The sequence below is a fragment of the Mycobacterium lacus genome, from assembly GCF_010731535.1.
Classification (GTDB): Bacteria; Actinomycetota; Actinomycetes; order Mycobacteriales; family Mycobacteriaceae; genus Mycobacterium; species Mycobacterium lacus.
Genome location: NZ_AP022581.1, coordinates 4,575,134 through 4,593,810 on the forward strand (window position 1 = coordinate 4,575,134; position 18,677 = coordinate 4,593,810).

16 protein-coding genes and 7 pseudogenes are annotated in these 18,677 nt (G+C 63.5%); 20 read left to right on the top strand and 3 right to left on the bottom strand.

What is annotated here, in order from left to right; translation table 11 throughout:
* Positions 1-12 precede the first annotated feature (12 nt).
* From G6N24_RS21090 to G6N24_RS21135, 7 genes and pseudogenes are all read left to right on the top strand, one after another.
* Positions 13-645 carry a hypothetical protein gene (locus tag G6N24_RS21090; protein ID WP_163745370.1) on the top strand — a complete coding sequence of 211 codons (633 nt, stop codon included), beginning with the start codon at positions 13-15 and terminating at the stop codon, positions 643-645.
* A 1,138-nt stretch (positions 646-1,783) separates the two neighbouring features.
* A complete protein-coding gene (locus G6N24_RS21100; protein WP_085163152.1) occupies positions 1,784-2,083 on the top strand; it encodes a hypothetical protein in 300 nt (99 codons plus the stop codon).
* Between the two features lie 296 nt (positions 2,084-2,379).
* Complete coding sequence (locus tag G6N24_RS21105; RefSeq protein WP_085163153.1) at positions 2,380-2,541, top strand: YrhB domain-containing protein; 162 nt, start codon at positions 2,380-2,382, stop codon at positions 2,539-2,541.
* Positions 2,542-3,184: 643 nt separating this feature from the next.
* Positions 3,185-3,496 (top strand): WXG100 family type VII secretion target, encoded by a 312-nt coding sequence (locus G6N24_RS21115; RefSeq protein WP_085163148.1) that lies wholly within the window; start codon positions 3,185-3,187, stop codon positions 3,494-3,496.
* A pseudogene (locus tag G6N24_RS21120) lies at positions 3,489-3,777 on the top strand (WXG100 family type VII secretion target). Before G6N24_RS21115 ends, G6N24_RS21120 begins: the two are co-directional and overlap by 8 nt.
* A 4-nt stretch (positions 3,778-3,781) precedes the next feature.
* Positions 3,782-6,240, top strand: a pseudogene (locus tag G6N24_RS25050) (ADP-ribosyltransferase).
* Positions 6,241-6,682: 442 nt separating this feature from the next.
* Entirely contained in the window at positions 6,683-6,865 is a 183-nt protein-coding gene (locus G6N24_RS21135) for a hypothetical protein (protein ID WP_232070626.1), read from the top strand.
* A 529-nt stretch (positions 6,866-7,394) separates the two neighbouring features.
* On the opposite strand, the gene G6N24_RS21140 is transcribed toward G6N24_RS21135, so the two are convergent.
* Positions 7,395-8,378, bottom strand: a complete 984-nt coding sequence (locus G6N24_RS21140; RefSeq protein WP_085163156.1) for a hypothetical protein — start codon at positions 8,376-8,378, stop codon at positions 7,395-7,397.
* Between the two features lie 1,006 nt (positions 8,379-9,384).
* Here G6N24_RS21140 and istA point away from each other — a divergent pair.
* The 8 genes and pseudogenes from istA (at position 9,385) to G6N24_RS21175 (ending at position 13,771) form a co-directional block, all read left to right on the top strand.
* Positions 9,385-10,937, top strand: a pseudogene (gene istA / locus G6N24_RS21150) (IS21 family transposase).
* Between the two features lie 72 nt (positions 10,938-11,009).
* Positions 11,010-11,765: an IS21-like element helper ATPase IstB gene (istB, locus tag G6N24_RS21155; RefSeq protein WP_163745587.1), complete on the top strand. Its 756-nt coding sequence runs from the start codon at positions 11,010-11,012 to the stop codon at positions 11,763-11,765.
* A gap of 252 nt (positions 11,766-12,017) precedes the next feature.
* A pseudogene (locus G6N24_RS25965) lies at positions 12,018-12,095 on the top strand (hypothetical protein); the annotation flags it as partial.
* 83 nt (positions 12,096-12,178) lie between these two features.
* Positions 12,179-12,373: a hypothetical protein gene (locus G6N24_RS23750; protein WP_170296071.1), complete on the top strand. Its 195-nt coding sequence runs from the start codon at positions 12,179-12,181 to the stop codon at positions 12,371-12,373.
* The gene (locus G6N24_RS21165; protein ID WP_407938675.1) at positions 12,307-12,855 is read left to right on the top strand and encodes a hypothetical protein; all 549 of its coding nucleotides are present in this window, start codon (positions 12,307-12,309) and stop codon (positions 12,853-12,855) included. The genes G6N24_RS23750 and G6N24_RS21165 overlap by 67 nt, the downstream gene beginning before the upstream one ends.
* Positions 12,842-12,976: pseudogene (locus G6N24_RS25060) on the top strand (hypothetical protein); the annotation flags it as partial. The gene G6N24_RS21165 and the pseudogene G6N24_RS25060, both read left to right, overlap by 14 nt.
* Before the next feature lie 37 nt (positions 12,977-13,013).
* The gene (locus G6N24_RS21170) at positions 13,014-13,292 is read left to right on the top strand and encodes a DUF5631 domain-containing protein (RefSeq protein WP_163745588.1); all 279 of its coding nucleotides are present in this window, start codon (positions 13,014-13,016) and stop codon (positions 13,290-13,292) included.
* The gene (locus G6N24_RS21175) at positions 13,289-13,771 is read left to right on the top strand and encodes a hypothetical protein (protein WP_372514531.1); all 483 of its coding nucleotides are present in this window, start codon (positions 13,289-13,291) and stop codon (positions 13,769-13,771) included. Before G6N24_RS21170 ends, G6N24_RS21175 begins: the two co-directional genes overlap by 4 nt.
* A gap of 247 nt (positions 13,772-14,018) precedes the next feature.
* On the opposite strand, the gene G6N24_RS21180 is transcribed toward G6N24_RS21175, so the two are convergent.
* On the bottom strand, positions 14,019-14,294 hold the full coding sequence (locus G6N24_RS21180) for a hypothetical protein (RefSeq protein WP_163745589.1): 276 nt from the start codon (positions 14,292-14,294) through the stop codon (positions 14,019-14,021).
* A gap of 363 nt (positions 14,295-14,657) precedes the next feature.
* On the opposite strand from G6N24_RS21180, the gene G6N24_RS21185 reads away from it, so the two are divergent.
* The 5 genes and pseudogenes from G6N24_RS21185 (at position 14,658) to G6N24_RS21200 (ending at position 17,205) form a co-directional block, all read left to right on the top strand.
* Positions 14,658-15,572 carry a DUF5632 domain-containing protein gene (locus G6N24_RS21185; RefSeq protein WP_170296072.1) on the top strand — a complete coding sequence of 305 codons (915 nt, stop codon included), beginning with the start codon at positions 14,658-14,660 and terminating at the stop codon, positions 15,570-15,572.
* Positions 15,573-15,737: 165 nt separating this feature from the next.
* Positions 15,738-16,192, top strand: a pseudogene (locus G6N24_RS21190) (hypothetical protein).
* 86 nt (positions 16,193-16,278) lie between these two features.
* Positions 16,279-16,440 (top strand): annotated as a pseudogene (locus G6N24_RS25065) (hypothetical protein); the annotation flags it as partial.
* Between the two features lie 83 nt (positions 16,441-16,523).
* Positions 16,524-16,748 (top strand): hypothetical protein, encoded by a 225-nt coding sequence (locus G6N24_RS21195; RefSeq protein ID WP_163745371.1) that lies wholly within the window; start codon positions 16,524-16,526, stop codon positions 16,746-16,748.
* Positions 16,738-17,205 carry a hypothetical protein gene (locus tag G6N24_RS21200; RefSeq protein WP_407938715.1) on the top strand — a complete coding sequence of 156 codons (468 nt, stop codon included), beginning with the start codon at positions 16,738-16,740 and terminating at the stop codon, positions 17,203-17,205. Before G6N24_RS21195 ends, G6N24_RS21200 begins: the two co-directional genes overlap by 11 nt.
* Positions 17,206-17,452: 247 nt before the next feature.
* On the opposite strand, the gene G6N24_RS25075 is transcribed toward G6N24_RS21200, so the two are convergent.
* On the bottom strand, positions 17,453-17,602 hold the full coding sequence (locus tag G6N24_RS25075; RefSeq protein WP_163745372.1) for a hypothetical protein: 150 nt from the start codon (positions 17,600-17,602) through the stop codon (positions 17,453-17,455).
* Positions 17,603-18,677 lie beyond the last annotated feature (1,075 nt).

Genomic DNA, 18,677 nt, shown 5'->3' on the forward strand with positions numbered 1-18,677 from the left:
CAGGAGTTCATAATGCCTGATTACCAGGTTGATCTGAGGATGTTCCCTCCATCGGTGCATCGGATTGTCAGAGCATGGTATTCCTGGCAGGAGGTCTACCTTCGAAAGATGGGTAGTTACCCGGGTAAGGATGAACGCGAGCCACGTGGTCTAGAGACTCGCGAGGAAATATTCTGGGGCGGAAGGCCGCCGGTAATGACCAACGACTGTGAGTTGCGATTTTTCGACGACTGGGAGCTGTCCTACTATTTAGTATTCGAAGACGACCAATATTATATCGATAGAACATCTCGGGGGTCACGGGGTAGGTACATAATGTTCAGGCGCTTTGAGGATGCCGAAAAGTACGCGGTTTTTTTAATCAGCCAGGTTGCGCGTCCAGGTTACTATGAGCAGTCGCCGAGCTTTCGTTGGTACAAAGAGGGGTTGCATCCGAGGGTGGCTCTAGCGAAACCTGATCCTGTAAATCACCCCGGACGCGTAAGCTTAACAGTCGATCAAGACGCCACCGACCGGGGGTGGATGAGCGAACACGACGCTATTGCGGGCTCGCATGTCATAGTTTTGAGTTTCGACGAACTTGATGCGACGCTTCGTGAGGGAATTTCGCCAGACTGGTTCAGCATCAATATTGTTAGCAATTAGCCGCGCTGCGCATTGGCGGTGGTCGCGCGGCGCCGAGCGAGCATGGCATTAATAACGGTTGTTGAGACGTTTCTCAGAGTCGACCCCGAAGTCGACCCCGGATGCTACAGCGTCACCCATAGGCAGGTCTTCACTGCTTCGACCATGATGTGGCGCCGTGGATTCGTTCGAGGGCGTTGGCATGTCCGAGAGCCCATACGATGAAGCCGTCCCCCGACATCCGCTGGGGACGATCATCCCAGTGGCCCTTAGATACGAGTTGGACCGGGAACTTCGCCTTCGCCTTGGAGTTCGGCTCGATGGCGAGGAGCTTCCGGCCCAGCTCGCTTTCACGGATTGGCTCCCAGTTCGCCTCCATCCCGGATAGAGCAGCGATCGAAGCGACGATGACTGCTGCAGGGGACGGCGCGCGCGGAGTCGTTTTCGCATCCCGTGGCCCTGGGCAAGTGGGGCACGTCTTCAATGTTGTCAATCAAAGGTGGAGTGATACGGTTCCTTGACGGCCAGCCCGGCAGAGCGGCCACATCTTCCGGCTATCACACCTTCTACTTTATGAGGTATCGGTGAATGAAATAGATCTCGAAGAGGCGCGAATACGGGCTACTGACGCGCGATTAGCAAATTGGCAGAAAAAGAGGCAGCTGCTGCGCGCGAATAACGGGCGGCGGGGGCGAAGTTCGCGCTGGCCGAAATCGACGCCGCCACCACCGCCGTGGTGGGGCAGTGCGAGACGATCGCGGCGCATTTGGACGGTTATGCGGCGCGGATGTCCCACGGCGACCTCGCCGATTCCCTTCCACCGCTGGCCCGTGAAATTGATGAACAATCCCACCGGGTGACGATGCGGCCGGCGTGGTGTTCGGGCGCGCCTACGACGCGACGGCTGGCGGGGTGCTGCAGGTTGAGCGAGATCCAGAATCGGTTAGGTTTTGGGAGGATGCTTCGGCGGCATACGCTGATAATGCCTGTGGGACAGTTACCGCAATTGTGGGGTGTAACCTGCGTCCTGGGAATATCTGGCAGACGGTCGAAGTCCCTCGTTTGATCGATAATCCAAAAGCAACTAGGATTGTCCAAATCGACCCAGACACCGGAATGCCGACCATCATATTTGAACGATAGCAACAGGCAGGCCATTATGACTAACTCTGCAGAGAGTATCGACATAAGTAAGGCGATCGAGCTATATCTGAAACATTACCCGGGCAAAAATGATGCCGAATTCGATTCGTTCTTCGGGCCTGCGTTAGCGTCGATCGCGCGAGCGAAGGTCCGGACAATCCTGGATCGAGCGATGAAGGTCAAAGTGGACTGGACCGGATTGAGCTTGGTTGAAGGCGGCGAAGTCGTGAAGTCAGTGATGCACGATGAACATCCGGAGCTTTCGGCAAAAGCGCTCGCGTCAATTGGCCATTATTATACTTACTTGATGCGTTGACACGAGAGATCACACCTAACTCGTAAATAGCTTTCTGGGCGGGACCTAAAACGCTCGGTTGAGGAATAACGTATTGGATGCAGCTCAACTCGTCCGTATTGAATCATTACATGGAGCGTTACAGAAGCTTCCGACATATGAAGGACGAGATGTTTTTGCGGTTTCGATGCTACTGCTGAGCGAGATCTTATACTTTATGAGGTATCGGTGAATGAAATAGATCTCGAAGAGGCACGAATACGGGCTACTGACGCGCGATTAGCAAATTGGCAGAAAAAGAGCGGTTAGGTGAACTCATGATCGTCGATTCGGCGATCGTGGAAACAGAGGAAGCATGGTATTTTCCGTACGACGCGGTCGCGTTCGTGGTAGATGGAGATATTTCTGCTGCCTTGGCGGGAAATGTGCCAGTGAAGGTGCCGAGAGACGGGAGCGCTCTCACCTGGGACGACCGGTGACTACCATATCTTCCAGGGTACCGGTAAGCCATTGCCCGGCGGCGGGGAACTGCGGTATGGCGAGGTTGCCGAAGCGTTTGGTCAGCCGGGCGGCGGAACCCAATGGGTAGTTGTTAACGAAAAAGGGTCAGAAGGTGCTGATCGAAGACCTTCTAAGGCGCGGACATCTGCGCCGCCCCTGATAGCGACGCAGCAGATAGGAGCAAGCGATGGACGCGGACCGTGCTCGGCGCCGCGACGCAGATGAATTCGCGGATGTCGTCCCATTCGCCAAACCGGTTCCAGTCTGGCCACTCTTCCATCTTGTTGACGAAGTCAGAGCGAAAATATAGACGTCCATTCTCCCAGTCGGCCTCATCGTATGAGTCCTTGCCAGTTAGATTTGCGATCTGGCGCCAAAGACGCTGCCTTGGCGGGAAATGTGCCAGTGAAGGTGCCGAGAGACGGGAGCGCTCTCACGTACGAACCACCCTCACGGTGTTGAAGCGAATGGGGCAGGCTCGGTCGTCAGGCTCCTCTGGTGTGGGTTTGTATCGCTATCCGACAGCGCTTGCGGATCGTGTTGGTGTCGCATTTCACTTCGCAGGCGGTTGTGCGTGTTTGCTGAATTGTGGCTGGGTGGTGATGTTGTTAGGTTGCCGCGGTGGGTGCTGACGAGACGTTGCGAGTAGATCCGGTGGTGATGCAGGGTTTCGCCGCGTCGCTGGGTGGTGCGGCCGAGCATCTTGCGGCGCAGTTGGCTTGGCTGGATGCCGAGGTTGGCGAGATGTTGGGCGGGTGGCGTGGGGTGTCGGGGGGTGCGTATGGGGCGGCGTGGGAGTTGTGGCATCGCGGGGCTGGTGAGGTGGGGGTGGGGTTGTCGATGCTGGCGGGGTTGATCGCCGAGGCCGGGGCGGGATATCAACGCAATGAGACCGCGTCCGCGCGGGCGTTGGGTGGGGTCGGCGATGGCTGAGCCGTTTCGGGTGGATCCGGCGGCGCTGGCGGACGCGGTGGAGCGGATGGCCGAGTTCGGGCGTCATGCCGAGCATGCTCGCCGAAATCGACTCTGTGGTGGCCCGCCTGCATGCGACGTGGACGGCGCAGGCTGCGGCGGCTCATGCGGAGGCGCACCGGCATTGGGCTGTTGGTGAGGCGATGATGCGCCAGGCGTTGGCTGCGTTGCGGGCGGCGGGGCAGGGCGCGCACGCCAATTACCGCGGCGTGGTGTCCACGAATGTGGGCATGTGGTCGTGAGCTGATGGCGCCGCTGGCGGTGGATCCCGCGGCCCTCGATGGTGCGGGTGCCGCGGTGGTGGCCGCGGGTGAGGGTTTGGGGTCGGTGATCGCCGCGCTGACCAGCGGGCTGGCCGGGTGTGCGGGATGGCCGGTGACGATGCGGCCGGCGTGGTGTTCGGGCGCGCCTATGACCGATCGGCGGCTGCGCTGTTCGAGGCGATGGTGGTCACCCGCAATGGGTTATCCAACCTCGGGGATGGTGTGCGGATGAGCGCGCACAACTATTCGCTGGCCGAGGCGATGTCCGATGTTGGCGGGCGGGCCGCCGCGCTGCCGGTGCCGCCGTCGACTGGCTGTGTTGCGCCGGGTTGGGCCCCGTCGGCGGTCGGTACTGGTGGTGCTGTGCCGGCGGGTTGGGGGTGGGTGGCGCCCTATATCGGGATGATCTGGCCGACGGGCGATTCGGGAAAGTTGCGGGCCGCGGCGGCGGGGTGGCGGGCGGCGGGGGCGAAGTTCGCGCTGGCCGAAATCGCGGGCACAGCCGGCCCGATGGGCGTTATTCGCGCGCAGCAGCTGCCGGAGGCGGGGCTGATCGAGGCGGCGTTTTCTGATGCGTACGCCGCCACCACCGCCGTGGTGGGGCAGTGCGAGACGATCGCGGCGCAGTTGGAGGGTTATGCGGCGCGCATCGACGCGGTGCATCGGGCGGTCCTGGATTTGCTGGCGCGTATTTGTGATCCGCTGACCGGGATCAAAGAGGTCTGGGAGTTTTTGACCGACCAGGACGAAGACGAGATCGCGCGGATCGCCCATGACATCGCCGCGGTCATCGAGCAGTTTCGCGGCGAAGCGGATGCGTTGGGCGCCGAGATCGCCGGCGTGGTTTCTCAGGCGCAGACGACGATCACCACGATGGGCCGCCACGCCGCCCGGGAGTGGGATCAGTTCTTGCATGGCAACCCGGTGGGATTGTTCATCAATTTCACGGGCCAGCGGTGGAAGGGCATCGGCGAGGTCGCCGTGGGACTCGGCGAAACCGCCTTGACCTACAACCAGATACGGGCCTTCCTAGATCCGGTTGGCTATGCCCGCGACGTGGGAGGCATGGCGCGTGGGATGGCGCCGCTGGTCGGCCTTGGCGGCGATGACGCGCCCTCGGTCGCAGAGTCGTGGAAGGAACTCCTTAAAGGCGTTGTCCATTGGGACGATTGGGGTAGAAGTCCGGGCGAGGCACTCGGGAAAACGGAAGCCGACCTGGCGGGTTTGTTTCTACCCGGCGGGCCGCTCTCCAAGCTGAGCACCAAGGGCCGCGACGTTGCCGAGGCGGCGACAGGGCTCAAGGAGCCGCCCGTGTCCGAGCCGCCTGTTAACCCCAATCCTGCCAAGCCCACGGTGCCTGGTGCCATCGAGCCCAAGCCACCGGCAACCGACACCCAACCAGAATCCGGGCGACCAGCACCTGCGCCGCAGCCCAAACCCGCAGCCGACCCGCAACCAGAATCCGGCCGCCCCGCACCCGCGCCTGCAAACACTTCGTTGCCCCACAGCCCGACCGAATCCAAGACACCAGTCGCCGACAAGCCCGCCACAGGTGAGCCAACCCGACTACCCAGTCCGGCTGCGGCGTCAGCGGGTCAGCCTGCGGTATCCGCACCGGCCGCACCCAGCGAACACCTACCACCTGCCCAACCACAACCGGCCGAACCTGTGCCCACGTGGGCATCGACGCCCCCGGGCGGATCTCCAGCCGAGCCTGCGCCAGCGGCTCCGTCAGCCACAGCACCCCACCCGTCGGCCCCGGATTGGGCCGTCCCGGGGAAATCCGTACCTGAATCAGCAACCCACAGTGAGATACCCCAAGGCGGAGCAACAGATCGCCACCTCACCGAACCGGCGCCTCGGCCCGAACCCGGCGAGCCAAGCGGTAGTGATGGTAGCGTCATTACGCACCACGGAGCCGGCGACCACGGAGCCGACCATCACGGCCCCACCGATGGCGGCGACTATCTGAATCCCGTCGTACCCTTGACCTCCGCTGATCTGTCGGCGTTCGCTGACTACACTGGATTTGGCTACCAGGACTTAAACAGCGCGCTGAGGGACAATGCCTTGGATGCATCTCAACAGGCCCGCATTGACGCAATACACAAAGCGTTGGAGAAGCTTCCCGTGTATGAAGGCGCGGTCGTGCGTGGTTCAGACCTTCCGCCCGAGGCGCTCGCGCAATATCAACCAGGTGAAGTTATTACAGAGGATGCTTTCCTAAGCACGACAACGAATCCTGCTGTGGCGGAATCGCCAACTTTCGCAGGGAATGTCGAGTTCAGAATTGTGTCTAAGACTGGACGAGATATTTCTTCTGTGTCGGTATTCCCTGGCGAGCAAGAGATTCTTTTTCCGGCGGGTACGAAATTCTACGTTATAGATAGAAAAGTGAACCCGTCAACAGGCAGGACGACTATTGATATGATGGAACGGTAGGTACTGTTGATGGGGCGGCAAGCGAAAGATGGGAGTTCATAGTGAGCAGGAAGATTGCTGGAAAGACTTTTTCTACTCCCGAAGAGGCGGGAGTAGCTCCGCCGACGGAAGCGGAGTTGGCGCACGCTAGAAGACTACTCGACGAGTTCCAGCGACAGGTAGACGCCGTGGCACCGGAAGATCGGGTGACAGAAATTTCACCGAAATTTTGGGATGACACTTCAGGCACCGAGTATGAACGTCGCCGAGATAGCTAGTCTCTAAAGCCTAAGTCGGCACGTTGATTCCAAGTAATCGACTTGACGAAATCCCGCCTCCGACTGTTGCTAAGCTTTAGTCGCAAGCACGACATTGAGCGGCTAATGGGCAAGACGATTATCGATATGATGAAACAGTAGATGTTGGCTGATCGAGGTGGAGACAAACAATTGGAGGTGGTAGGGTGAGCAGGGAAATTGCTGGAAAGATCTTTTATGCAGCCGAAGAAGCAGAGCAAGCGGGCTTGACTCCGCCGACAGAAGAGGAGATAGCGCTTGCACGAAGACTTTTCGACGAGTTTCAGAAAAGAATGGACGCCGTATCTCCGGATCGAGTGAAAGAAGTCTCGCCGAAATTTTGGGGATGATAATTCAAGTACTGAATATGAACGTCCGGGCGAGAGTCAATTTCTGGACCTTTAGTCGGCGCATTAAATTAATTCCCAGCGGGCGCCTTGACGGCAAGATGCCCTCAACCGCGTGAGCTGAAAGGGATTGAGGGCGTCGTGTTCTGTGCGTTAGATTAGGCGGGCGCTCGTTGTGAGAGTCGGTGCTGCGCGACCAGGTGTCTCGGGTTGATGAACTGCTGGTTGATTGCCTTGCCAACTATACTGTCGGCTTTCCTAGAGGATGACACCCGGACCGCCGGTATGCGGGACGGTGTCCCGAATGCCGTAAGCCGCTCGTTAAGGTATCTTTGGGATTCCTGGCAATTCAAGCGTCAGAGGCCAAGCGGGAGGGCGGTACTTTTCCAACGGGGATAATTGCGCGCGGGCTTGATTGTCCTTTTGCCGACTTCCGATTTTTCGGGAAATTAGCGAAACTAAGTTGTGTTGGCACTGGCATGCTTGCCCTTTCCTTGGTGCCGCTCGAAGCGCGACGTGTTACGTCGCCTTGTTACGCGTCTAGCGTCTGCAACGCGTCGAGTGCATCGGCGGCGGCACGGTACACCGCATCTCGCTGCTGGGCGACACCAAGCTTGTCATCGCGAACCTTAGCGACGACCGCGGCAGCCATTGCCCGCCATTCCGCGCGCACATACGCCTGCTCAACACCTACGACTGTACCTACCTCGAGTAAGACACCGTTGAGATCGACGAGCCGCGCCCGCACGTCGCGCACGTTGCGGTTGGTGACTTCCCGGCGGGCCTGTCGCAAACGAACGAGGCGTCTGCAGACTGGCTCACGAGCCACCATCACATCGTGGAACAGCGGCCCATACGCCACGTAGTTCACTGGCTGTTCGTTGTCTACAAGGTCTCGCACCGCGGCGACCAGTTCACAAGCCGCGTAGGCGTCGGTCTGCACCTCCCCACGCAGCCGCCGTTCAACCTCATTGCGGATCAAATCGAAGGGCGGAAACCAATCACCATCTCCGTACGGCGCTACCGTGCTTGCCAACATGTGGAGCGCGTCAGCCGCAGCACGCTGCACCACATCTCGCTGCGAGGCGATACCTAACTCGTCGCCACGAATGTCGGCAACGACCGCAGCAGCCATCGCCCGCCTCTCCGCACGCGCGTATGCCCGCTCCGCACCTACCGCGGCGTCGGCCGCCAACAATACATTAAGCAGATCCACCAGCAGCGCACGTACGTCGCGCTGGCCCGCGAACCACCGCGCCCGTCCCGCATCCAGCACCTCACGACGGGCGTGCCACCGCCGCATCAGGGGTTCGTACACCTGCGCACGGGCCGCCATCACGGTCTCGTACAGGGGGCCATGCGCCCTAATGCTCGTAGCGGGTTTCATGTTATCGAGCTGCCACCGCGCAGTGCATAACAAATCGAATGCCCCGCTGGCATCCATGGACACTTCGCCGTCCTGTAACTGGCGTGCAAACTCAGCACAAATCACATCGAACGCCGGCCACGCCTTCATCGCCGATCCTCACGGCCAGCGGCGTTCTTGCCGCTGACGTCAGCGGTCCGTCTCGTCATTTCCGTAGCAGGATTCGCGACCGGCTCACTGGGCGGGATTACCAAGCTAGCCTTGACCTGTCGTCCGTTCGGCAAACTTGGCGCCGACGCCCATTTACTGTGCCCTTCGGCAGCGCCCATCGTGCCCGGCGGCATCATCGCCATCATTCCACCGAATCGCCGTCATCGACGGTGATTGCGGCGCTCGTGATCGCTAGATCCGCGTTCGTGGCCGCCTTCCCATCATCAATCGGCGTCCCCTCAGGTTGGCAGTAGGTATCCGGACGGGTCGCAATCGTCATCGCTGTTGTCGTCTCCTTTTTGATGGGAATGCACGCTCACTCCAGGTGATGGTTGACCGCCCGCCTTGTGTCCCGGTGATCAGAGCACGGCCACCCGTGCGGCGAGGCCGTGAGTCGCGTATATCGCCAGGGCAGATCGCCGGATCTCGACAGCCCCATCGCACAGCGGTTTGGCCTCTTGTCCGACACGCTGTAACGCATACGGCAGCCACCGCCACTTGACTGTCTCGTCCTGAAGATCGTCAGCGTCATGCTGCATAGAAATCATTGATACTTGGCCCGGCCAGTGCGTCAAGTCGACTGCTGGCGCACCGAGTCGCTTGGCCACCACGCGCCGACCAGCGGCAGTGACTAGCGGTTACGCGGCGGATGGCCGGCGATACGTCAAGCCGAGCTGGCGAGGAGCTGCGGCCGCGGCGCATGGTGGATCCGGTGGCTCGCGAGCAGCCGGGATCGCCGCGGGCGACCGGGTTGTTTGGTGTCAGCGGTCACGCAATTCCCCAGGTTTGAGGGGTTGTCCGTCACGGAATTCCCCACCCTGGCTGTCAGGTAATTCCCCACCCTGGGCGGTGTGTCTGCCGGGTGTGGGCCTCGCACACATGTTCGCTCTTGATCCGTCGGAGTACGGCGGACGAAGGGGCACTGATGGCGAGGAGAGATATCGAGATGTTCGATCTGATCGAGTTGTACACGCATTGGCAGGCTGGTCGCTCACAGGTGCAGTTGTGGCAGTCGCTGGGGATGGATCGTAAGACGATCCGCAAGTATCTGGCCCCGGCGGTCGCCGGGGCATTGGCCCAGGCGGAGAACCGCTGAGCGCCGAGCAGTGGGCGGCGCGGATCGCGCAGTGGTTTCCCGGACTGGATGATCGCGGCGCGCGGGCATCGACGTGGCCGTTGATCGACCGGCATAGCGACCGGATCAGGACTGGCTGCACGCCGATGTTACGGTCGCCACGATCGCGCAGCGGCTACGTGACGACCATCAGGTCGACGTGTCGGAGTCCTCTGTGCGGCGTTGGGTGGCAATGAATTTCGCCGATGAGGTGGCTCGTGCTCGGGTGAGCGTGCCGCGCGGCGAAGTGCCGCCGGGCAGCGAAGCGCAGATCGACTACGGCCGGTTAGGAATGTGGCTGAACCCGGCCACAGCCAAGCGAGTCGCAGTGTGGGCGTTTGTCATGGTGCTGTCGTGCTCGCGGCACCTGTTCGTTCGCCCTGTGGTCAGGATGGACCAAACCACCTGGTGCACTTGCCATGTCGAGGCATTCGAATTCTTCAATGGTATTCCGGCCCGGCTGGTGTGCGACAACCTCAAGACCGGGGTGGACAAGCCCGACCTATATGACCCGAAGATCAACCGCACCTACGCCGAGCTGGCCGCCCACTACGACTGCTTGATCGACCCGGCCCGGGCGTTCAAGCCCAAGGACAAACCTCGTGTCGAGCGGCCGATGCCGTATGTGCGGGATTCGTTCTGGCGGGGCCGCGAGTTCACCTCGCTGGCTCAGATGCAGGGCGAGGCGGCCCGGTGGAGCCGGGAGGTGGCCGGGCTACGACATTCACGGGCCCTCGACGGCGGCCAGCCGCTGCGGGTGTTCGAAGCGATCGAGGCCGATACGTTGAAACCGTTGCCGCGCCACGCGTTCGAACTCACCACCTGGTCTATCGGCACCGTGGGGGTCGATACGCACCTCAAGGTCGGCAAGGCCCTCTACAGCGTGCCATGGCGGCTGATCGGGCGGCGCCTGCACGCCCGCACCGCCGGTGACATCGTGCAGATCTTTGCCCACAACGAGGTCGTCGCCACCCATGTGCGGCGGGCCTCGGGCGCTCCACCGACTTCTCCCACTACCCGCCGGAGAAGGTCGCCTTCGCGATGAAAACCCCACCTGGTGTCGGCACACCGCCGCCCAGGTCGGCCCCGCCTGCGAAGCGGTGATCGCCGAATTCATGCGCGACAACGCGATCCACCACCTGCGCTCGGCGCAAGGAGTGCTCGGGCTGCGCGACAAGCACGGCTGTGATCGGCTCGAAGCCGCCTGCGCCTGCGCGATCGCCGTCGGCGACCCGGCGTATCGGACCATCAAGGGCATCCTGGCCGCCGGCACCGAACACGACGCCACCACCGCCGAACCGGCCACCGGCGCCGCCGCCACTACCGCGGCGTTCCTGCGTGGCCCCGACCAGTTCGCCACCGGCGACACCGGCGGAGTCGGCTGAAAGTCACCCGGGTCCCGGAATCTGACCGAATCACAACCCACATAAGCTATTTCACAAGGAGAACACGACTTCATGGGTATTTGTGACCCCGCGCTGCGCAACGCGCTGCGCACTCTGAAACTGTCGGGCATGCTTGACGCCCTCGACGCCCGGCTAGCCCAGACCCGCAACGGCGACTTCGGGCACCTCGAATTCCTGCAAGCACTGTGCGAGGACGAGATCGCCCGCCGCGAATCGGCCGCCCTGACACGGCGCATCCGCCGCGCGAAGTTCGAAGAACAAGCCACCTTCGAATCCTTCGACTTCTCCGCCAACCCGAAACTGCCCGCCGCCATACTGCGCGACCTGGCCGCGCTGCGCTGGCTCGACGCCGGCGAGTCGGTCATCCTCTACGGACCCGTTGGGGTAGGCAAAACCCATGTGGCACAAGCACTCGGGCATGCTGTAGCCCGACGCGGCGGCGACGTCCGTTTCGCCAAAACCTCTCGGATGCTCGCCGACCTCGCCGGCGGGCACGCCGACCGCAGTTGGGGCCAACGCATCCGCGAATACACCAAACCGCTCGTGTTGATTCTTGATGATTTTGCGATGCGCGAGCACACGACCATGCACGCCGACGACCTCTACGAGCTAATCAACGAACGCGCGGTCAGCGGCAAGCCGCTGATCTTGACCTCCAACCGCGCCCCCAACGACTGGTACGGCCTATTCCCGAACCCGGTCGTCGCCGAATCGCTACTCGACAGGATCATCAACAGCAGCTACCAGATCCTCATGGACGGACCCAGCTACCGGCCCCGCAAACGGCCCGGACGCAGCGTCAGCTAGACAACGCCACCGCGGGCACGGTACACATACCATCGAGGCCCGCACCTGGGGAATTCCGTGACGGCAGCCCTGGGGAATTACGTGACGGTCGACAGTTTGGCGATGCACTGACCACCCTGTTGGCAAACATGACGGCCCTGTCGACGTCGGGCAATATCCGACCCCACTCGATGGTTTGGACGCCGATGAGCTGTCGTCACTTGCCGACGACATTGGATTTGGCTACATCGACCTAAACAGCGCGCTGAGGGATCCCTGCAGGCCGCAGCACAACACTGGGCCACTTGGGCGACGCAGAAGGACGAGCTGGCTCGGAATCTGGGGAACCAGCGTGTTGGTTGAGGCTGTGCGCTGCCGCGGCGGTCTGCCGCGGATAGCCCAGGTCATCGTGGTGCCGGCCGTGCGTAACCGGTGTGCCCGACAACGAAGCCGAACTGCTGCGCGACCGCGTCGCCGCAATTCAAGAGTCGGTGCTCAACGGTTACCCCGGTCACGACCAAGCCCTTGTTGGTGGGTCCCCGATTTCGCATCTGCCGACGGCATGCCCAGGTGGGGGAGATCTGGCGCAAGCGGGAAGCCGGTGTCCGGCGATACGATCTGCCACGTGACCGCTCCGGCATCGTCGCCCATGCCACGCATATACAGTTGGCCATCGATCGTCGTGGCCGCGATCGCTGCTGTAGTGGCGGTCGCTGCGCTGATCGTGGCCCTGACAAATTCCACATCCGCGGCCCCGCCTTCCGCAACGACAACGCCTACTTACACCGCCGCCGAGACCGCCGCCGCTCAACGGCAACTATGCGACACGTACAAGCGCGAAGCACGTACGGTCCGGGTGGACACGAACGGCAATGACGAAGCGCTGGCCCGTATCGCGGCCACGAATGGCGCCGTCATGCTCTACAACGCAGCCGCCAACCCAGCCCTCGATGCCAAACACCGCGACGCCGCACGCGCGCTAGCGACGGCATATGGCACTGTGTCGGTGATGGGCAGTAAGGGTGTAGCCACCGACGCGGAATGGCGGGCTGTCCTAGACGATGCCAACGCCAAGGATGCGGCCATGAAAAAGGTCTGTGGTGGTGGGTGATCTGCCGCCCGGTAGGTGGACGGTAGCGCTGGTCGGTCCGTGGTGGCCGGCACCTTCGGCGGCCCTGCAGGCCGCAGCACAACACTGGGCCACTTGGGCGACGCAGAAGGACGAGCTAGCTTAGCTAGCTAAACTAGCTCGGAATCTGATGAACCAGCGTGTTGGTTGAGGCTGTGCGCTGCCGCGGCGGTCTGCCGCGGATAGCCCAGGTCATCGTGGTGCCGGCCGTGCGCAAAACCGGTGTGCTCGACAACGAAGCCGAACTGCTGCGCGACCGCGTCGCCGCAGTTCAAGAGTCGGTGCTCAACGGTTACCCCGGTCACGACCAAGCCCTTGTTGGTGGGTTCCCGATTTCGCATCTGCCGACGGCATGCCCGGGTGGGCGCGATCTGGCGCAAGCGGGAAGCCGGTGTCCGGCGATACGATCTGCCACGTGACCGCGCCTTCATCGCCGCCCATGCCACGTATGTGCAGTTGGCCCGCCATCGTCGTGGCCGCGATCGCTGCTGTAGTGGCGGTCGCTGCGCTGATCGTGGCCCTAACAAATTCCACATCCGCGGCCCCGGTTGCGACTTCGGGGCCTACGTCCACTGCTGCTCAGACCGCCATCGCGCAACAAAAGCTGTGTAACACGTACAAACTAGCTGCGCGCGCGGTGCAGGTCGAGACGACCGGAACGGACCGTGCGTTGGCCCGTATTGCACTCACCAATGCTGCGGCGCTGCTCGACAACGCAACTCTGGATCCGGCTCTTGATAGCAAACACCGCGACGCTGCCCGTGCGTTAGCGACGGCGTACCGCACGACGACGGCGATGGGGAGTGTTGCCACCGATGCGGAATATCGCACTGCACTTGATGACATTATCGCGAAGGACGCCGTGATGAGACAGGTATGTGCGAATGGTGGTGGGTGATCTCCCGCCCGGTAGGTGGACGGTAGCGCTGGTCGGGCCGTGGTGGCCGGCCCCGTCGGCGGCCCTGCATGCCGCGGCACAACACTGGGGGACTTGGGCGACGCAGAAGGATGAGCTGGCTCAGAATCTGATGAACCAGCGTGAACTTTTGTCCCGGAATCAGGGCAGAACGGCCGAGGATCTCATCGCCCGGTATTATCAGGGAGCGCAATCGGAAGGCCGTAAGGCGGAAAAATATCAAATAAAATCAGGCGCCTTCGAAACTGCGGCCGGCGCCATCGATTATCTGCGGAGCCGGTTGACCGAAATCGCAGAAGAAGGAAACAAAGAAATCGACGACGTTCTTGCGTCGAACAAGCCGCTGCCAGAGCAAATAGCGGAGATACAGGCGATCCAAGCGCGGTGCAACGCTGATGCGGCGAACGCATCCCGCAACGCCGTGGACAAGATCATGGTGGCCACGCAGAAGATCCTCGAAGCCGAAGATATCGGTCGTGACGCCCGAACCTGGGCACGTCAACACGGGTTCAACATCGACGACGCTCCACCACCATCCCCGATCAGAACGGACGACCTGGATTCCGCGGTAGGAGGTGCAGGCGGCCCTAACTATCCGGGCATTGGTGGCGGTAACCCCGAAAGTGTCACAGGCGCCGGCACACGCGAGCCGTCGCCGCTGGTAGTTGGTACTGCCGCCGGCGGACCTAGCAGTGGTGGCAGCACGGGGTTTGTCCAGGGCGCCGGCACGCAGACATCTTCGCCAGCGGTCGTTGGCCCCACGGGTGGCCCTCTGAACGCAGGGCCCGTGCCATCCGCACCGCCAGTCGCAACCCCCGCCGCTGGTGGTCCGCCGGTGGTCGGCCCCGGTGTACCAGCAGCGCCGGCTATGCCGGGTGCGCCGTCGTTGTCGCCGGCGGCCGTCGGCCAGGGCGTGTCGCCCGGGTCGATTGGGCAATCGTTGGCGACCGGGATGGTGACGGGGCAGCCGGCCGCGGCTGGTGCGCAGTCGCTGTCGGAGGGGGCGATGAGCGCGATCCAGTCGGGGTCGGCTCCTGCGCCGCAGGCTGCTGCTCCGATGACGGCGCCGGCGCCGCCGGCGCCGCTGGCCATGGCTGCCGGTATCGAATCGGCCGCTACACACGGTCCAGTGGATGCGCCGTCGAACACCCCCAACTCCCCGCCGGCGTCGACCGCGAATAGTGTCCCGGTCGCGCCGGCGGTGCTGACCGCCGGGCCGGTGTCGGCACCCGCAGCGCCGGCGGGCGGCCCGGCCGTGCCCGCCGGGCCGCTGCCGGCGTACGGCTCAGACCTACGCCCACCTGTCGTAGCGGCCCCCGCCACGACCCCGGCCACGGCCGCGCCGGTCTCCGGCGCGCCGGTGGCATCCTCGGCGGCGTCGTCTGCGTCGGCCGGGGGCGCGGTGGTTTCTCCGGTGGAACGCGCGGCCGCGAAAGCCGCGGCTGGCCAGGCCGGCGCGGGCTCGGCGTCGATGGTCGGCGCATCGGCGGTTTCGGCCACAGCCGGGGCGTCGGCCGGCGCGGTGTCGGCCGGGGTGGCCGAGCAGCAACGGCTGCAGCGGATGGTGGATGCGGTGGCCCGCCAGGAACCGCGCCTGTGGTGGGCGGCCGGGCTGCGCGAGGACGGCATCACCAGCCTGCTGGTCACCGATCTGGCCGGCGGCTGGATTCCACCCCATGTGCGATTGCCCGCGAACGTGACGCTGCTGGAGCCAACCGCACGACGCCGCGATGCCGGCGTCGTCGATTTGCTGGGCGCCGCCGCGACGGTCTGCCGCGGATAGCCCAGGTCATCGTGAAGCCGGCCGTACACAAAACCGGTGTGCCCGAAAACGAAGCCGACTGCTGCGCGATCGCGTCGCCGCAGTTCAAGAGTCGGTGCTCAACGGTTACCCCGGTAACGACCAAGCCCTTGTTGGTGGGTCCCCGATTTCGCATCTGCCGACGGCATGCCCGTGTGGGGGCGATCTGGCGCAAGCGGGAAGCCGGTGCCCGGCGATACGATCTGCCACGTGACCGCGCCTTCATCGCCGCCCATGCCGCGTATGTGCAGTTGGCCCGCCATCGTCGTGGCCGCGATCGCTGCTGTGGTGGCGGTCGCTGCGCTGATCGTGGCCCTGATTAATTCCACGTCGCCGGCTCCATCTGCTGCAACGACAACGCCTACTTACACCGCCGCCGAGATCGCCGCCGCTCAACGGCAGCTGTGCGACACCTACAAGCTGGTGGCGCGTGCCGTAGGAGTCGACACGAACGGCAACAACCCGGCATTTGCCCGTATCGCGCTCACCAACGCCGCGGCCATGCTCGACAAAGCAAATGCTGACCCGGCTCTCGATGCCAAACATCGCGACGCGGCCCGAGCGCTAGCGACCGCATATCGCACCCTCACGGCGAAGAGTAGTAGCGATGCCTTCACCGAAGCCGAGTACCGGGCCGCACTCGGCGATGTCAATGCGAAGGAAGCCACGATGAAAGAGGTGTGCGCGAATGGTGGCGGCTGATCTCCCGCCCGGTAAGTGGACGGTAGCGCTGGTCGGGCCGTGGTGGCCGGCCCCGTCGGCGGCCCTGCATTCCGCCGCACAACACTGGGCCACTTGGGCGACGCAGAAGGACGAGCTAGCTAAGCTAGCTCGGAATCTGGAGAACCAGCGTGTTGGTTGAGGCTGTGCGCCGCCGCGACGGTCTGCCGCGGATAGCCCAGGTCATCGTGGTGCCGGCCGTGCGTAACCGGTGTGCCCGACAACGAAGCCGAACTGCTGCGCGACCGCGTCGCCGCAATTCAAGAGTCGGTGCTCAACGGTTACCCCGCCACGACCAAGCCCTTGTTGGTGGGTCCCCGATTTCGTATCTGCCGACGGCATGCCCAGGTGGGGGAGATCTGGCGCAAGCGGGAAGCCGGTGTCCGGCGATACGATCTGGCACGTGACCGCGCCTTCATCGTCGCCCATGCCACGTAGGTGCAGTTGGCCCGCCATCGTCGTAGCCGCGATCGCTGCTGTAGTGGCGGTCGCTGCGCTGATCGTGGCCCTGATTAATTCCACATCCGCGGGCCCGCCTTCTGCAACGACAACGCCTACTTACACCGCCGCCGAGATCGCCGCCGCTCAACGGCAGCTGTGCGACACCTACAAGCTGGTGGCGCGTGCCGTAGGAGTCGACACGAACGGCAACAACCCGGCATTTGCCCGTATCGCACTCACCAACGCCGCGGCCATGCTCGACGAAGCAGATGCTGACCCGGCTCTCGATGCCAAACATCGCGACGCGGCCCGAGCGCTAGCGACCGCATACCTAACGGACACGGCGAAGAGTAGCGGCGACGTAGTCACCGAGGCCGAGTTCCGCGCCGCACTCGATGACGTCATTGCGAAGGACGCTGCGATGAGACAGGTGTGCGCGAATGGTGGTGGGTGATCTCCCGCCCGGTAGGTGGACGGTAGCGCTGGTCGGGCCGTGGTGGCCGGCCCCGTCGGCGGCCCTGCAGGCCGCGGCACAACACTGGGCGACTTGGGCGACGCAGAAGGACGAACTAGCTCGGAATCTGATGAACCAGCGTGAACTTTTGTCCCGGAATCAGGGAAGAACGGCCGAGGATCTCATCGGCCGGTATTATCAGGGAGCGCAATCGGAAGGCCGTAAGGCGGAAAAATATCAAATAAAATCAGATGCCTTCGAAGCCGCCGCCGGCGCCATCGATTATCTGCGGAGCCGGTTGACCGAAATCGCAGAAGAAGGAAATAAAGAAATCGACGACGTTCTTGCGTCGAACAAGCCGCTGCCAGAGCAAATAGCGGACATACAGGCGATCCAAGCGAGGTGCAACGCTGATGCGGCGAACGCATCCCGCAACGCCGTCGACAAGATCATGGCGGCCACACAGAAGATCCTCGAAGCCGAAGATATCGGTGGCGACGCCCGAACGTGGGCACGGGCGAACGGGTTCAACATCGACGACGCTCCACCACCATCCCCGATCAGAACGGACGGTCTTGAGTCAGCGCCGACCGGCCCTGGCACGCGCGGCGATAGCTTCGGGAGTGGTCAGGGCACCGAAGAGGTGGCGCCGCCACAAATGGTGGGTGGTGGCAACTTTGTGGGCAGTGATGTCCAGGCCGTTGGTTCACAGTCGCCGCAGCAAGTGCCAGGTGGTTCCAGTTGGAGTGCCAGCGCAGGACCTGTGCCATCCGCACCACCAGTCGCAACCCCCGCTGGTGGTGGTCCGCCGGTGGTCGGCCCTGGGGTACCAGCGGCGCCGGGTATGCCGGGTGCGCCGTCGTTGTCGCCGGCGGCCGTGGGCCGGGGCGTGTCGCCCGGGTCGATTGGGCAGTCGTTGGCGACCGGGATGGCGTCGGGGCAGCCGGCCGCGGCTGGTGCGCAGTCGCTGTCGGAGGGGGCGATGAGCGCGATCCAGTCGGGGTCGGCTCCTGCGCCGCTGGCCATGGCTGCCGGTATCGAATCGGCCGCTAAACACGGTCCAGTGGATGCGCCGTCGAACACCCCCAACTCCCCGCCGGCGTCGACCGCGAGTAGTGTCCCGGTCGCGCCGGCGGTGCTGACCGCCGGGCCGGTGTCGGCACCCGCGGCGGCGGCGGGCGGCCCGGCCGTGCCCGCGGGGCCGCTGCCGGCGTACGGCTCTGATCTACGGCCACCTGTCGTAGCGGCCCCCGCCACGGCCCCGGCCACGGCCGCGCCGGTCTCCGGCGCGCCGGTGGCATCCTCGGCGGCGTCGTCTGCGTCGGCCGGGGGCGCGGTGGTTTCTCCGGTGGAGCGCGCGGCCGCGAAAGCCGCGGCTGGCCAGGCCGGCGCGGGCTCGGCGTCGATGGTCGGCGCATGGGCGGTTTCGGCCACAGCCGGGGCGTCGGCCGGCGCGGTGTCGGCCGGGGTGG

Excerpts from the sequence above, each read along its gene's own strand:
- G6N24_RS21090 (WP_163745370.1), top strand. The coding sequence starts at position 13 with ATGCCTGATTACCAGGTTGATCTGAGGATGTTCCCTCCATCGGTGCAT.
- G6N24_RS21100 (WP_085163152.1), top strand. The coding sequence starts at position 1,784 with ATGACTAACTCTGCAGAGAGTATCGACATAAGTAAGGCGATCGAGCTA.
- G6N24_RS21105 (WP_085163153.1), top strand. The coding sequence starts at position 2,380 with ATGATCGTCGATTCGGCGATCGTGGAAACAGAGGAAGCATGGTATTTT.
- G6N24_RS21140 (WP_085163156.1), bottom strand. The coding sequence starts at position 8,378 with ATGAAGGCGTGGCCGGCGTTCGATGTGATTTGTGCTGAGTTTGCACGC.
- istB (WP_163745587.1), top strand. The coding sequence starts at position 11,010 with ATGGGTATTTGTGACCCCGCGCTGCGCAACGCGCTGCGCACTCTGAAA.
- G6N24_RS21165 (WP_407938675.1), top strand. The coding sequence starts at position 12,307 with ATGCCCAGGTGGGGGAGATCTGGCGCAAGCGGGAAGCCGGTGTCCGGC.
- G6N24_RS21185 (WP_170296072.1), top strand. The coding sequence starts at position 14,658 with ATGCCGGGTGCGCCGTCGTTGTCGCCGGCGGCCGTCGGCCAGGGCGTG.
- G6N24_RS21200 (WP_407938715.1), top strand. The coding sequence starts at position 16,738 with ATGCCACGTAGGTGCAGTTGGCCCGCCATCGTCGTAGCCGCGATCGCT.